Below are 13977 nucleotides of genomic sequence, written 5' to 3' on the forward strand. Positions count from 1 at the left end.
CTACCGTTCGATGATGGCTCGTTCGACGCGGTGATCTCGAACGGCGTGATCAACCTCTCGGCGGAGAAGGATCGTGTCTTCGAAGAGGCGAGCCGCGTGCTCAAGCCCGATGGTCGGTTAGCACTCTCGGATATCATCAGCGAGCGACGACTATCAGAGAGCATCAAAACCAACGCAGATCTCTGGGCGGCCTGTATCGGTGGCGCCGAACAGGTCGACGACTACACGGCGAAAATTGAAACACCTGGCTTTGAGCTCATCGACGTTCGTGACAACTTGGCGTACGAGTTCACCTCAGACCAAGCGCAGGGCGCGTGCCAGACGTACGGCGTGAAAAGCATCTCACTGGTCGCTCGAAAGCGCTAACCCCCGCCCCCATTTTACTTGGCCAATTTGAAGCGTATGAAAGGCTTCACCGTGCTGCATCGATGCTTCGGAACTCACGCGGTGTTTGTATCTGCCGTTGCGGGGTTCAACAGGGCCAGATATCTGCGAACACGTGCCCGTGGTCTTCGTGGTGATGGTCACACACCGGTGGGAACTTCTCTAGTTCTCCGGAGTCACCGTATCCATGCGGGACGAGTCGGACACCGAGGCAGTATCCGGAACAGCACAGCTGATTTGGTCGCTCGTCTCGAGACTGGAACCCTCATCAAGTCGTCCCCACGCTTTCGAATCGGCATTGGCGCGGTCACCCGTAGCCTGACACCGACGATGACGATACTGAGTGACGCCAAGGCTGATGGCCGTTGGTAAACGCTACGAATCGAGACAGGACAACTCGTCGGTCAGTTCATCACCACTGTCGTCAACCCGCGAGAGGCAGTGACGTCCTGGTGCACTGTGAGTGCACGAGGAAGGCGAACTGCGTCGAACACTCGCGTCCGCGGTGGTTCCACCTAGAGTTCGATCCCGCCCGCGGCGCGATCGATCGCAAAGATGGCCAGCGCGCCGACGAGGCCGGCCACGACGAACAGCCCGACCGTCTCGGGCGTCCACCCGCGACCCAGTTCCGCGAGGTTCTCGCCGGCGCTCGACACTGGCGCGCGGAGCGCCCCGACGATGAGGCCGACGAGGAACGCCATCGTCGTCTCGCGGTCGCGTTCGAGCGCCCGCCGGATCAGGTGCGCGATCGAGAGCAGGCCGACGACGCCGCCGGCGATGAACGAGACGACCGTCGTCCCCGGCGCGACGAGCGTCGACGGGTCCGCACCCCCGGCGACCCCGATCACGGCGTCCTGGAACGCCGAGAGCGCGCCCGACATCCGCTCGTACTGCCCGAGGATGACGAGCACGAGCGACCCGGAGATGCCGGGCAGGATCATGGCGCTGACGGCGAATGCGCCCGCGAACGCGGTCGTCGCAGGCGAGTTTGGCAGGACCGCCGAGGCCTGCCCGGAGACGAGGAACGCAAGGGCGGCCCCGGTGACCGCCGCGGTGATTCGGCGCCGGGAGTCGAGGTGGAGTTCGTCCCGGAGCACGATCGCCGAGGCGGCGATGAGCCCGAAGAAGAAGCCGAACGTCGGCGCTGGCCGGGTCTCGATCGCGACGTGGAGCACGCGCGTGATGGTGAGCACTGCGGCGAGGATGCCGACTCCGAGGACGAGCAGGAACGTCGCGTCGGCCTCCCGCCACGCCTCGCGGAGGCTGTTCCGGTCGCCGGTCAACCCAGTGAGTGCGCGCCCGAGCAGGTCCGCGTCGAAGGCGGTCACGGCCGCGATGAGGCGGTCGTAGATGCCTGTGATGAGCGCGATGGTGCCACCCGAGACCCCGGGAACAGCGTCCGCGGTGCCCATACAGAGCCCGCGGAGGAAGACGCCGGGCGTCGAGACGTCGTGACCGTCGACGACGTCGGTCTCGGCGGGGTTCGCTGACCCGTCGGCGGTCGCCGGCTCGCCGGCGTCCACGGGGCCCTCGCCGTCGGCGGCGCCGGTTCCTGCGGCCGTTCCGGAGTCGCCCGAGTCGCCCACCATCTACGGCCGCGCGAGGTGGCCCTCGGCCGCCCGGAGCGCGGGCGCGGTGGCGCCGTCGCCGGCGAGCGAGGCCGACTCGTTGCTGTCCGTCCCGTCGCCGGACGTTTCGTTGCCGGAGGTCCCGTTGCCGCCGGTCTCGTTCCCGATGGTTTCGTTGCCGCCCGCGCCGTCGCCGGTCGTCTCGTTCCCGGTGGTCTCGTTCCCGTCGGTGCCGTTCGCTCCCTCGGGTTCCTGGAGTACCGTCTCCTCCAGGGTGACCGAGACCGTGCCGTCGCCGTCGCCGTTCACGTCGCCCTCGGAGACGTCGAGCGACGCCTCGTTCCGGACGAGATGGGCGCTCTCGTTCGACTCCACCTCGCCGGCGATCGTGTACGCGCCGTCCGCGCGCACGCTGACGTTCGTGTGGCCGTTCTCGGGGCCGTACTCGTCGTACCCTTCGGTTGAGTACGGGAGGACGAACTCGAAGTTTCCGTCCTCGTCGGCGGTCGCCTGCTGCTCGTAGGTGAACGTCGAGGCGTTCTCGCCGGGCTCCATCTTCATCTCGACGCTCGCGGTGACCGTTTCGCCGGGCTCGGCGCCCGAGCCCTCGACGGTCGCGCCGGGGACGCGCTCGAACGTCTTCACCCAGTTGGGCGAGGTCTTCTGGAGCACTCCGGGCTGGATGCCCAGCGACTGTGACTCCTGGAGCACCGAGCGCTGGTACTGCTGTGAGGCGTACGCGGAGGTGTCGCTCGCGTCGACGAGTCGGTAGTGCTGGAGCGCGGGCACCGGCTCGCGCGGGAGGTCGCCCACGCCGCCGATCTGTGCCGTGCCGTCCTCCTCGACGAACTCCTCGGCGGCGGTCATGTTGGGGAACGTCCGGATGGCCGTCTCGTTCTCGCCGCTCGGCACCGCCTTGTAGTCGGGCGCCTGCTGTACCGGGTCGTAGTCGAAGACGATCACCGCCTCGCCGAAGCCGGTGTTCACCGTCGGCTCGGCCCGGCTCCCGTGGTACTTGTACAGCCGGACCATCTGGCTGTCGTAGTAGCGCTGCGGGTGGTCGTAGAACGCGACCGCGTAGGGTTGCTGGCTCTGTCCGGTCTCGCGGAGGATGGGCGTCTGCCGGGAGTAGAGGTCGTTCGCCGAGAGGTTCCCCTCGTCGTAGAACACCGAGGGGGCGCTGAGCTTCGCGCCCTCGGTCACCATCTCCCAGTCGACCATCACGTACCGGGTCTCGGCGTCGTCCTCGCTGTTGCGCTCGAGAACCGACTCGGCCTGCGACTCGTTCGGCGCGAGGAGGTAGTTGGCCGCCTCGGACGCGCCCTGCTGGAACGGGTTCGCGTTCGGAATCCGTTCGCCGCGGACGGTGATGTAGTGGCCGTAGTCCCACCAGGACTGGACGCCGTAGGCGCCCTCCGGGTAGTCGTAGTCGCCCTCGGGCGGTTGCTCGTAGTTGCCGTAGTACTCCAGCTGGTCGGCGTTGTCCGCGCCGCCGTAGTCCCCCTGTGCGGGCGTGTTGTCGTTCATCCACTGGAGGCTCTCGTCCCAGTAGACGACCGAGCCCGGTCCGGTGCTGTTCCCGGTCTGCCAGGCCGTGTTCGTGCGGTCGATGCCCGGGCTGCCGGTATTGCCGAGCGAGAGCGGGACCATCAGGACCGGCGTGAGCACGAGAAGCACGACCATCGCGACCGTGATGGCCTGGTAGGTCTCGATCTCGGGGAGCGACTCCCGCGAGAGGTCGACGTCGATCGCCGCGAGGATCTCGCGGATGAAGTAGGCGTTGAACGCCGCGACCCCGAGCGCGAGGTAGTAGTTGAATCTCACCTGCGTGAACGCCGCTGCCGTGATGAAGACGACCCAGACGAACGCGAACAGGTGCTCGGCGTCGTAGCGGACGCGGACGGTGGCGGCGAAGACGAGCGCCGCGACGATGGCCAATCCGAGGAGTTGCGGGTTGACGCCGAGGATACCCGCGAAGTCGTTGTACAGCGAGCGGCCGACGAACATGAACAGGACCAGCGCCGTCGCGACGCCGAGCAGGAGGTAGTCGTCCTCCTCGCCGCGCTTCCAGAGCGGCTTGACGAGCATCCAGATAGCGGCGACGAGCGCGGTGACGAACGCGAAGCCGTACTCGGCCATGACAACGCCCGTGCTGGAGTAGTATTGGGCGAGACCGGACTGGAGGAAGGGTTGGGCCTCGCCGATGGTTCGTGTTGCAGCGCCGGCGCTGAAGCCGACGAAGCGGAGGAGGTTCCGTTCGATTCCACCGAGGAACGAGATCGGCGCCGTGACGAGGACGACGACGCCGACGAGTCCGAGTAGTGCAACCGTTCCCGGGAAGGCGTACCGTTCGGCCCGCGGGTCCTCGAAGGAACGGGCGTCGAACTGACGGGCCAGCCAGGCGAGCGTGACCGCCGCGACGGCGACCGAGAGCGCGACGAACGGCTGGAGGAATCCGAACGAACTGGCGCCGAATGTCGTCTCGTGGAACCTCAGCATCGCCATCGCAGCGGTGACTGTCATCGAGATGGCCGCGACGAATGCGACGTGATCTGGCGACCGCCCACCCGTGTAGTCGCTGACGACCTGATAGACGACGTAGGCACCAAAGATGCCGACGAGGAGGACGCCGGGGGGCCATACCCAGATGTACAGCCCCGTTGCGACCCCGGCCAGTACGCTCCAGATTACCGGCCGTCGGAGGGCGTCCCACTCACGCGACTCGACGAGTTCCCAGATGGGTCGGTCCTCCTGGGCGACCGCCAGCGCGACCATGAGGGCGACGACCGCCATTCCCATGAAGAACGGCTCCGCGCCGTTGTGGTCCGCGAAGCCGACGAGGGTCCGCCGGAGGAAGGTTCCCGGCAGCAGCATGAGGATGACCGTCGCGAAGATGCCGCCGAGGCGGCCGCCGAGACGCTTGCCGAGGAGGTACGTCGGGATGACCGTCAGGGCACCGAAGACGGCGGGCGCGACGAGGAGGGTTCGGGCGATCAGTTCCTGGGAAGGCGATCCGAGACCGACGACCAGTGCCGCAGTGGCGACGAGTTGGTCGTACAACGTCCCGAACTGGCCGGCGCTCGTCCCGTACGGGAAGTACGTCCACGGGTCGTACGGCATCGTGAACGGCCAGTTTTGGACGGCGTAGGTCGTCTCTCGAAGGTGGTACCAGGCGTCGTTGCCGTTGAAGTAGACCTCGCCGCCGCGTGTGAAGTTCGAGTACGACTGGAGGCGGATCCACAGCATGACGACTCCGACTACGAGGAGTGCGGGGACGTGGTAGAAGTCCTTGAGAATGTCGAGGACCGACTTCCCCTCGAAGTCGTAGTCGAGGCCCGGGACGGACGTGGAGGGTTCGCCGCCGTCGGGGGTCGCGTCACTATCGCTGCCGTTGCTCATTACGGGGAACGATTCGGAACGCGTGAATAAGCCTTCTGAAGTCTGTCGCGCGCCCGGAAGCGGAAACGATTAACGCCGCCGGTCGGAAGCCGGTTCCGATGAAGGTCTCCGTCGTCGTCTGCACGTACGCGATGGACCGCTACGAGCCGTTCAGCGAGGCGGTCGAGAGCATCCTGGAGCAGACCTACGACCCCCTGGAGGTCGTGCTGGTAGTCGACGGGAACGGAGACGTGTACGAACGCGTGCGCGAGGACTTCGGGGACAAAGAGGACGTCGTACTCCACTGCAACGACGAGAATCGGGGCATCTCGTTCAGCCGGACGAAGGGGGCCGAACTGGCGTCGGGCGAGATCGTCGCGTTCATCGACGACGACGCGACCGCGGAGTCAGATTGGGTCGAACAGCTGGTGTCGGTGTACGAGTCGACGGATGCGATCGCCGTCGGTGGGGACGTCCGTCCCGACTGGCAGGTCGATCGGCCGGGCTTCTTCCCGGAGGAGTTCTACTGGCTCGTCGGCTGTGTGGAACCAGGCTTCGCCGAGGACGGCGAGGAGGTGCGGAACACGTACGGGTCGAACATCTCGTATCGCCGCGAGGAGTTCCTGCGTGTGGGTGGGTACGACCCGAACACGGGTCGCAAGGGCGACAAGCACCTCCAGGCCCACGAGGCTCCGGTGGGGATTCGGCTACTGAAGGAGTACGGTCGGGGAATGGTGTTCACCGAGGACGCCGTGGTGCATCACAAACTGTTCGGCTATCGCGGGGAGTTCGGATGGCTGGTGTCGCGCTCGTTCTGGCAGGGCTACTCGAAGCGCGTGATGGATCTGCTGTATCCGGACGCGCCCGATAGCAAGAATGCCTACCTGAAGCAGTTGCTGACGTACTTCGTTCCGGCCCGTGTGAAGCAGCTCGTTCGGTCACCATCTGTCGCCGCTCTGTTGCAGTTGGTGTCAATCTTCGTGTTTACGGGGGCGGTTGGACTGGGGTACTTGTACGCGATGGCGACACCGAACGTAGTTGCGAAGGCGAACACGTGAGTTTATTTTTACTAGCTAGAAAACCAATCTCTGGTGTCAGCGATATCCGAGATCGCGAAGGTGTTCTTCGACCTCAATCGTTGTTTGCTCCTCAAAATCAATGTCAGGCTCCCGCGTATGCTCGTCCGTTGCAGTCGTCTCAACCCATGGCACTCTCCGGACGACTGGATGTGGGAATCCCTCCGGATGCCCATATGCGTGCCACTCACCAAACGCTTCACCGTGGTCCGACGTGATGACGACCTTCCCTGCGTCGATGTTCTCCAAGAGTTCTTCCACGTCATCGAGCACCCATCTAAGCGTCTCCAGATAGTCATTGTATACGTCTTCACAGGACGCCCTTCCTTCCTGAAGTAGTTCGTATCCTCGCTCCTCGCGTTCGGTCGCTTTCCGCCCCTCTCTAAACGCTGTGCCGACGTACGGCAGGTGCGGCTGAGTATAGTGCGTTATGATCCGCTCAGAATTGCCGCGCCGTCCTACTTCAATTGTGTAATCGGTCATCGGTTCTGGTAGGACTGACCCGTACGTCTCGTCGTGGTATGTCTCCCAGACAGCGATATGAGACTGGAACTCGTATTCGTAGACGACCGACCACGACGCGAGGTCGAGTGGTGTAGTGTTGTTCGCGGGTGGGAAGTGACGGCCGGCAAGGACGGCGTCACTATACCCGTTTCCGGAGATGTACGTCGTGCCTTTGATTTCCTCCTTCCAGGACTCAGTGAACGTGTTCGCTATCCATTCCGCTGATTGGCTTCCGACAGACCACTTGCTCTCTACCTCCTCGATGAAATCGTACTCGTCAGCCACCTCCCTAAGCGCATCGACGCGACAGGCGTCTAGCACGAGAAGCACGTCCCAATCGAACTCGTAGATGCCTTCTCCGACCGGCCAACGAGACGTAATCGCGTACCAAACAGTGAGATAGACCGTGAATACAAGATATAGTGGAGCCTTGCTCGGTTGTTCCCGAAGGTGCTCCACCATCTCCGAGAACCAATCACCGAAAGTGACGCTCATCACATGTGCGTAACCAGTATCGTATTAAGAATTCTGTGATGTAGACACCACTTCCCGAGGTTAGAGATACCCAAGTTCCTCGAGTTGGGATTCGACATCATCTGTGAGTTCTTGCGTCCGTCTGTTTTCCTTCAGGTCCGCTATATCGACTGAGAAAACGTCGGTCGCTTCTGCCGGAATATCACCGACATTGATCTCGGCTTTCGAACCGTACCCACCGTCCCGACGTTCGAAGCGGTAGGCAGCACCGAGTGAGTCCCAGACATATTTCACTTCGTCGAGATATATGCATCTCGAAGACCGGTTCCAGTACTCTAATTGCTCGTGGTCAGTCGGTGGGTGTGCAACTCCAAGGCCTGCGACTTCCGCGGCCAGCGGTCGTTTTCTTTCGAAAGATTTCTCAGTCGCAATTGCCGTTATGAGCTGTCCAAGATCAAGATGCGAGATATACTCAGACTCATTGATATCCAGCGTCGCGTTGACCACTTCGAGAGGGACATGTAGGAGTGGTTCGGTCATATCAGGCGTCACGTGACCGAAATACTGGTCCTGTTCGTCATCGCCGAGCTGTTCACCGTGGTCTGCGGTGACCACAACGGCCGTATCCTTGTCTACCGACTCGCAAAACTCAGCCACTCGACGCGATATATACTCCACTGCTGCCGAATATAGCTCACGATAAGCCTCTATTTCCCGGGTATGTTCGTCAATAGTTCCATCCATGTTCATCCGAAGTGCGTTCAGGTTTGGCGTTATTCTTCGGCTCCGATCAGAAAGCAGCGATTGGTCGTACCCGTGGACATTCGTCAACGGTCCATGAGCGTCCATGACGTTAACAAAGAGAAACGTAGAGTCATCAGACCGATTCAGTTCGCGCTTTGCGCGCTTCAGAATTCTGCTGCAACCGTCGTCAAACGGCTTCGCCACAGGGAGTTTCCGGAATAGATTCTCAGATTGGGAGCGAACACCATTGGCGATGCTCTTTGCGGGATGGTCGTGAACGAGACATGAACGAAGGAACTCGAAATACCGTTTGAACCCATTCATATCTGATTCATGCCAGAACTTCGAGGGAGACAACCCATCGGGGTGCGGCATTGAGGACGTAATATGGAAGAAGTCGTCGAACAACTCATCGAATCCGAAGATGGGGCTGGCGTACGGGTTTGCACTGATCCCTACGGTTCGATAGTCGCCCAGTTCCTGCAGAAACGTCTCCTCCGGATCTAGTGTGTCTAACTCCGGGGTTGCGGTGAGAAACCCGTGTCGGTGCGGGAGTGATCCGGTAAACATGCTCGCGTGGCTCGAAACGCTCCACGTGCTTGCAGTCCGACACTCGTCGAACGAGTGGTCAGATCGGGCTTTGAGCCGAGTTCCGTACTGTTCGAAGTAGTCGTGTCGTACTGTATCGAGACAGATTAGCACGACATTCCGAGTCATTGATTAGAAGTTTCGGGAGGACGTTAAGTAGGTAGCGGTGGAAAGCGACCCAATTAGTTCGAAGCTTTCTTTCTCGACTACATACTAATCATTCTCGTGGGCTTCCGTGATACCTTTGGCAACGTGTGCAACATGAGTAGACAATGAGTTGTGGTGACGATCTGTTCGAGAATCTGGCTATCGCGCACTGGGGTGAACACGTCAATGGTGGTGGGGATAGAGTTGCATGGGAACTGGCCCGTGTGTTCGAAAATGCACCGTTGTACGTCGGCTGGCAAGACGAGAGCATCGAACCGAACGACATCGAAACTGAACAGGTAATCAGCAGTCGACTACTTGAGTGGGCACTCCGAAGAGGTGGCGCTCTCCGCATGTTCGCACACCTCCTCGGTTGGCAAAAGGCCGAACCGCTTCGTGACTACGACGTTCTCGTCACGAGTGGCAACGAACCACTGTTCTATGTGCCGCCGACTGAGCAAGTGTGGGTTTCCTACGTCCACCATACGAACCGCCGGCAGTCCGACCAGATCGACGAAGTGGAAGACGGACTCTTGGGTTCGCTCAAACTCCTGTTCTACTATCTCGTTCGCGTTGCATTCGACCACAACACGCACAAGCCGGACCTGTTCCTGGCGAACTCGGAGCAAGTCAAACGCCGGATGATCCGATACTGGGGCGTCCCAGAAGAGAAAATCGACGTCGTCTATCCACCTGTCGACACGGACGCCTACTCGCCCGATGACGCCGAGACCGGCGACTACTACCTCACGCTCTCACGACTGGACTGGCACAAGAACGTTGGCGAAATTGTCAAGGGGTTCAACGAACTTTCAGACGCAACGCTCGTCGTTGCCGGTGACGGCCCGGACCGGGCCAAACTTGAGGCGATGGCCGGCACCAACATTGAATTCCGTGGCTACGTCAGCGAAGAGGAGAAGAAGGAGTTGCTCGCTGGTGCGAAAGCTTTCATCTTTAACGGTAGAGACGAGGACTTCGGGATATCGCCCGTCGAAGCGCTCGCTGCTGGTACTCCACTGCTCGGCGTTAGGGAGGGGATGACCCAGTATCAGGTGATCGACGGGAAAAATGGGTACGCGCACGTTCGTGATGGTGAAACTGGTCGATCCATCTCCGAGGCAGTTCACGAGCTCGAAGCGGAGGGTGTCCAGTGGAACGATGATGAGATCGCAACGTTCGCTGATCGATTCTCCGTCAAGTTGTTCCACGTCCGGATCAATGAAGCTGTCAGGAAGGCAATCGATTCTGCAGACACCACGCCAGAGTGGTATAACGATCTCCTACACGAGTTATCGACTCAGCCCGTGGAACGGGGATATACCGACGAATGAGTTCATGGAATCGTGGCCCCACCGGACAAAGTTCCTCTACCGGATGTAGTTTTTAGCCAACGTCAAAAGTTGTCCGTTCCTGTCAATACCCAATAGTGCAATCACGAACATCGCCCACGAAATCGGTCTCACTGGGTATCGGAGAATTGCGAGGGCCAGGTGTTGTAGAGCTTTCCAGCGATTTCCGTTTGATTCGTAGTCACGACCGATGACGTGGTGGTGGTAGGACAAGACTCGAGTCCTTGTGAGGAAGTCTTGATTGGCTACACGCTCCCGAACCTTCTCAAATACGGTCAAATCTCCCTGGATTCGACTGTCAAAGTTCTTTGAAATGCTGTCTGACTGCTCGCGTTTCTCAACAAGTAGGTCATCTACGTATCCAACGTCATAGTGCTCCGTGATTCGAATCCACAGGTCGTAGTCTTGTCTGCTTGAAAGCGAAGAATCGAATACCCCAACGCTGTCTAAACACTCTCGCCGAATCATCACCGTTGACGTCGGGTGGATACGGTCTCGCTCCAACTCCTTCAGGTATATGTCCCCCGCTTCTTCTGGATGTCGCACCCACTCGGTTCCGTCAATCTCTTTTTGTACGAAGCCCGTATAGACCAATCCGAGTTCCTCGTTGCTCTCCTCAAACACGGCATACTGTTTTTCCAGCTTCGTCGGATGCCACACGTCATCTGCGTCCAGAAAAGCGATGTAAGTGCCGTGAGAAGCCTCAATACCCGTGTTTCGAGCTTCCGCTGCACCTTCGTTCACGTCGTGGACAATCAATCGTGCCCAGTCCCCGTACCGGTCAACGATTGGTTGGATATTTGTATCAGAGTTGTCGTCTACAACGATAGCTTCGAAATTGTTGAATGTCTGGGCGCGGACGCTGTCGAGTGCTTCGGTGAGGAGATCCGGTTGTTCGTAAACTGGAATGACGATGCTTACTCCGAGGAAATTCAACGAACCGCTACCTAACTCTGTATTCATTTAAAGCTCCAACTGATCAGATGGGTCTTCTCCACATAATCAAGCGGCAGTACATTAGTTGAATACATTCCGGACATATTGACTACTATCTATCTATATCCAAGATTCTCTAGGCGGCGTCGACGCTCAGCTTCTTCGATACCGATTGCATCACCTTTTGAATTCCGACACTCTGGTGAATTGAGTTTTTTGGCAAAATCCTTCCCATCTTCTGAAACCTCGCCATATTCGTCCTCGCTACCGTCTCGTCGTATGAGGTATACACCGTCATTCTCTTTCAGGCGTTTGACCGTGTTCGAAACACTCACGACGTGCCGACCTGACTCCTCGCTGAGTGGGGTCGTGTGTTCTGGCGGATCAAGCGAGTGAGTTTCGAGCACGTCGGCGACGGTAGCTATTATGTCGCCATGGCCGACTACGTGGTTGAATACGTCGCCAGCGTCCTCTTGACCCGGATACTTCACCCAGAGAGGAGTGTGAACAGCCTCGTCATAGGGGTCGATATCCCAGGTATGGAACAGTTGGCCGTGTTCGCCGAAATACTCGCCGTGATCAGAGACGACTACAATTAGCGCGTCATCATACCAATGCTGTTTTTTCATCCAGCTGAGTAAGTTCGAGAAGTATCTGTCGTAGTAGCGTACATTGGCGTCATAGAGCTCACGAGAAAGTCTGAGTTCACTCTCAGTGAGCGCACTGGCATCAGCGGCAGAAATTCGGTCTCTGATGTCTTCTAGCTCCTCAAGACTGGGTACGTCCTCCGGTGGGTCGATAGCCGTTTCAGGATGGTACGGTAAGTGGGGATCCATCCAATGACCCCAGATGAACTCGTTAGACTCGCCCTCAAGGGCGTTCTTAACCAATTTTGTCATCCCGTCAGCGGGCACGGAGGATAACGGGAGGGGGTCACGAAGATAGCGATTGTAGACGGTTTTCGCTATCATCGACTCACGAACCACGGTGATTTTTTGTAATCGTCTCGCGACGCGGTCAACGAAGGAGATACCGCCTTTTCCGTCTATAGAGGGATTCTCATCGAAATATGTAAATCCCTGGGCATAACCTCGGTCTTCGCGTAGGTATCCATTGTTCCCGTAGCCAGTTGACTCTCCGGGGATACCCTCAGCTAACGTGGTAGCGTCAGTTGGAATTTTTCCGTTGCCCTCAGGGTGAGTGCCGGCGATGATTCCCGGAAATGCAAACGGAGTCGCGACACCGTATGAATAGGCATTTTCGAATTTTGTATAATCTTTCTCAAGAATATTGAGTGACTCGCTTAGGCAATCAGGGGTTGCTCTATCTGCCCGGAGTGAGTCAACCGTGAGAAGAATCACGGAGTTCATTGATACGGGTAAAGTTTGGCCCGGTCTAACAATTTTCGGTTCGCATCCGAGATGATTAGAAGAAGCTGTATGGTGTAAAGGTTCCAGAATTGTGTGCGTCCATGAGAATTGCATTGTGTCGGATTGAAGTGTTACAGAGATTTTTACTGCCAGATATAGTTTGTAGACATAGAACCAAGGTCAATTAGCGCCAACAGGCTATATACTCGGTGCAGAGCAACATAACTACCTGATCGCCTTACTTCAAAGTCTGGGTCGCCTGGAAAGTGTTTTCTAGTTTGCACACCTCTTTTTTGATATTGAACTCTCTCGTAATTTTTCTAGATGCTGACTCCGCGTATGCATTCCATTTAAATTCGTCTTGTAGCAACTTAAGTAGAGCATCGGCTAATGCTTCCGCATTCTCTGGTTCAGTCAGAAGACCGTTTTGGCCGTGGTCAACCAATTCAGGAATTCCTGAAATAGATGTTGACACTGGTGGTGTCTTCATCGCCATTGCCTCCATGAGAGAAACAGGTATTCCATCTCTATCTCCTGAATTTGGAATTATACACGGTAATAAGTAACATCGGGCTTCGTCTAGCTCTATAATCAACCTTTGATCAGTAACCTTGTTTAGAAAGTCTACATTTTCCCCGATCCCGAGCTGTTCTACCTTTCGAATGAGTTCATCCTCCATTTCACCCGATCCAATGATATGGTATTCTAGTTCCGGTATCTCATCCGAAACCATTTCAACTGCCTCGAGCGCATATGGCAATCCTTTCTTCTCAACAAAGCGTGAGATTGTCAGAACCCTGTTTTGCTGTGAAGATTGTGTTGAGGCGAATTTCTCCGGTCGAATTCCAGCATGTATGACGTCTATCGGAGTATTCGATGTAAACCGATCTTGAATATAACGTTTATTGTATTCTGAAATCGTCACAATTCTATCGGACTGTTGTAGTAATTGTTTGGTATATGTGCCAATCGGTTCCTTATAGAGATCGTATGCGTGGGTTGTTATCGTAAATGGCTCATTATAGTAATTTGACGCATATAATGCTCCGAATTTTGAAATAGTCGCGAAATGTGAATGGAAGTGTTCAGGATCCCACTTAAGTGAATCCACGAATTCAATGCATTGCTTTGCTCGAAAGAAGTTTGCGGCATGGTCCAGTGGGGAGGCATAATAGAAGGAATCTTTGAACATTTGAAGATTCCACACTTTTTTGGAAAGAAGCTGTGTGATATCTTTATATGTTGGAGTCTTTACGTATGATATTGGAACGTTTAATTCGTCAAATTCATTGTGTTCAATTTTGCATTCTGGCTTCTGCAGAGCACATACCGCAACGTTATGGCCAAGTTGACTCAGTTCATAAATTTCGTTGAGGATAAAGCTCTCAGAGAGTTTCGGAAAATCATCAACATAATATACGATGTTCATCTTGGGTATCTATTTATGGTGAGTTCATAT

At 57.5% G+C, this 13977-nt stretch carries 9 protein-coding genes and 1 pseudogene; 3 read left to right on the forward strand and 7 right to left on the reverse strand.

Annotation, left to right across the window (positions count from 1 at the left end; genetic code table 11):
- Nucleotides 1-366: pseudogene (locus tag HUG12_RS17310) on the forward strand (methyltransferase domain-containing protein); the annotation flags it as partial.
- Between the two features lie 533 nt (nt 367-899).
- On the opposite strand, the gene HUG12_RS17315 reads toward HUG12_RS17310, so the two are convergent.
- The gene (locus HUG12_RS17315) at nt 900-1796 is read right to left on the reverse strand and encodes a DUF368 domain-containing protein (protein ID WP_179270681.1); all 897 of its coding nucleotides are present in this window, start codon (nt 1794-1796) and stop codon (nt 900-902) included.
- A gap of 177 nt (nt 1797-1973) precedes the next feature.
- A complete protein-coding gene (locus HUG12_RS17320; protein WP_179269978.1) occupies nt 1974-5351 on the reverse strand; it encodes an oligosaccharyl transferase, archaeosortase A system-associated in 3378 nt (1125 codons plus the stop codon).
- Nucleotides 5352-5449: 98 nt separating this feature from the next.
- Between HUG12_RS17320 and aglG the strand changes: the two genes are divergently transcribed.
- Entirely contained in the window at nt 5450-6388 is a 939-nt protein-coding gene (aglG, locus tag HUG12_RS17325) for a glucosyl-dolichyl phosphate glucuronosyltransferase (RefSeq protein ID WP_179269979.1), read from the forward strand.
- Nucleotides 6389-6424: 36 nt separating this feature from the next.
- Here aglG and HUG12_RS17330 read toward each other — a convergent pair whose 3' ends face one another.
- Both HUG12_RS17330 and HUG12_RS17335 read right to left on the reverse strand, forming a co-directional pair.
- Nucleotides 6425-7405 carry a sulfatase-like hydrolase/transferase gene (locus tag HUG12_RS17330; RefSeq protein WP_179269980.1) on the reverse strand — a complete coding sequence of 327 codons (981 nt, stop codon included), beginning with the start codon at nt 7403-7405 and terminating at the stop codon, nt 6425-6427.
- Between the two features lie 60 nt (nt 7406-7465).
- Nucleotides 7466-8845, reverse strand: a complete 1380-nt coding sequence (locus HUG12_RS17335) for a sulfatase-like hydrolase/transferase (protein ID WP_179269981.1) — start codon at nt 8843-8845, stop codon at nt 7466-7468.
- Between the two features lie 143 nt (nt 8846-8988).
- Between HUG12_RS17335 and HUG12_RS17340 the strand changes: the two genes are divergently transcribed.
- Nucleotides 8989-10194: a glycosyltransferase gene (locus HUG12_RS17340; RefSeq protein WP_179269982.1), complete on the forward strand. Its 1206-nt coding sequence runs from the start codon at nt 8989-8991 to the stop codon at nt 10192-10194.
- 36 nt (nt 10195-10230) lie between these two features.
- Here the strand turns inward: HUG12_RS17340 and HUG12_RS17345 are convergent, their stop codons facing one another.
- From HUG12_RS17345 to HUG12_RS17355, 3 genes are all read right to left on the reverse strand, one after another.
- Complete coding sequence (locus HUG12_RS17345) at nt 10231-11175, reverse strand: glycosyltransferase family 2 protein (RefSeq protein ID WP_179269983.1); 945 nt, start codon at nt 11173-11175, stop codon at nt 10231-10233.
- An 89-nt stretch (nt 11176-11264) separates the two neighbouring features.
- Complete coding sequence (locus tag HUG12_RS17350; protein WP_179269984.1) at nt 11265-12518, reverse strand: sulfatase-like hydrolase/transferase; 1254 nt, start codon at nt 12516-12518, stop codon at nt 11265-11267.
- A gap of 238 nt (nt 12519-12756) precedes the next feature.
- On the reverse strand, nt 12757-13947 hold the full coding sequence (locus HUG12_RS17355) for a glycosyltransferase (protein ID WP_179269985.1): 1191 nt from the start codon (nt 13945-13947) through the stop codon (nt 12757-12759).
- Between the last annotated feature and the right edge of the window lie 30 nt (nt 13948-13977).

Source organism: Halorarum salinum, assembly GCF_013402875.1.
Lineage (GTDB): Archaea > Halobacteriota > Halobacteria > Halobacteriales > Haloferacaceae > Halorarum > Halorarum salinum.

What these genes read in the sequence shown, in the direction of transcription:
- HUG12_RS17315 (WP_179270681.1), bottom strand. Translation starts at nt 1,796, where the DNA reads ATGGGCACCGCGGACGCTGTTCCCGGGGTCTCGGGTGGCACCATCGCG.
- HUG12_RS17335 (WP_179269981.1), bottom strand. Translation starts at nt 8,845, where the DNA reads ATGACTCGGAATGTCGTGCTAATCTGTCTCGATACAGTACGACACGAC.
- HUG12_RS17340 (WP_179269982.1), top strand. Translation starts at nt 8,989, where the DNA reads ATGAGTTGTGGTGACGATCTGTTCGAGAATCTGGCTATCGCGCACTGG.
- HUG12_RS17330 (WP_179269980.1), bottom strand. Translation starts at nt 7,405, where the DNA reads ATGAGCGTCACTTTCGGTGATTGGTTCTCGGAGATGGTGGAGCACCTT.
- HUG12_RS17355 (WP_179269985.1), bottom strand. Translation starts at nt 13,947, where the DNA reads ATGAACATCGTATATTATGTTGATGATTTTCCGAAACTCTCTGAGAGC.
- HUG12_RS17345 (WP_179269983.1), bottom strand. Translation starts at nt 11,175, where the DNA reads ATGAATACAGAGTTAGGTAGCGGTTCGTTGAATTTCCTCGGAGTAAGC.
- HUG12_RS17350 (WP_179269984.1), bottom strand. Translation starts at nt 12,518, where the DNA reads ATGAACTCCGTGATTCTTCTCACGGTTGACTCACTCCGGGCAGATAGA.
- aglG (WP_179269979.1), top strand. Translation starts at nt 5,450, where the DNA reads ATGAAGGTCTCCGTCGTCGTCTGCACGTACGCGATGGACCGCTACGAG.
- HUG12_RS17320 (WP_179269978.1), bottom strand. Translation starts at nt 5,351, where the DNA reads ATGAGCAACGGCAGCGATAGTGACGCGACCCCCGACGGCGGCGAACCC.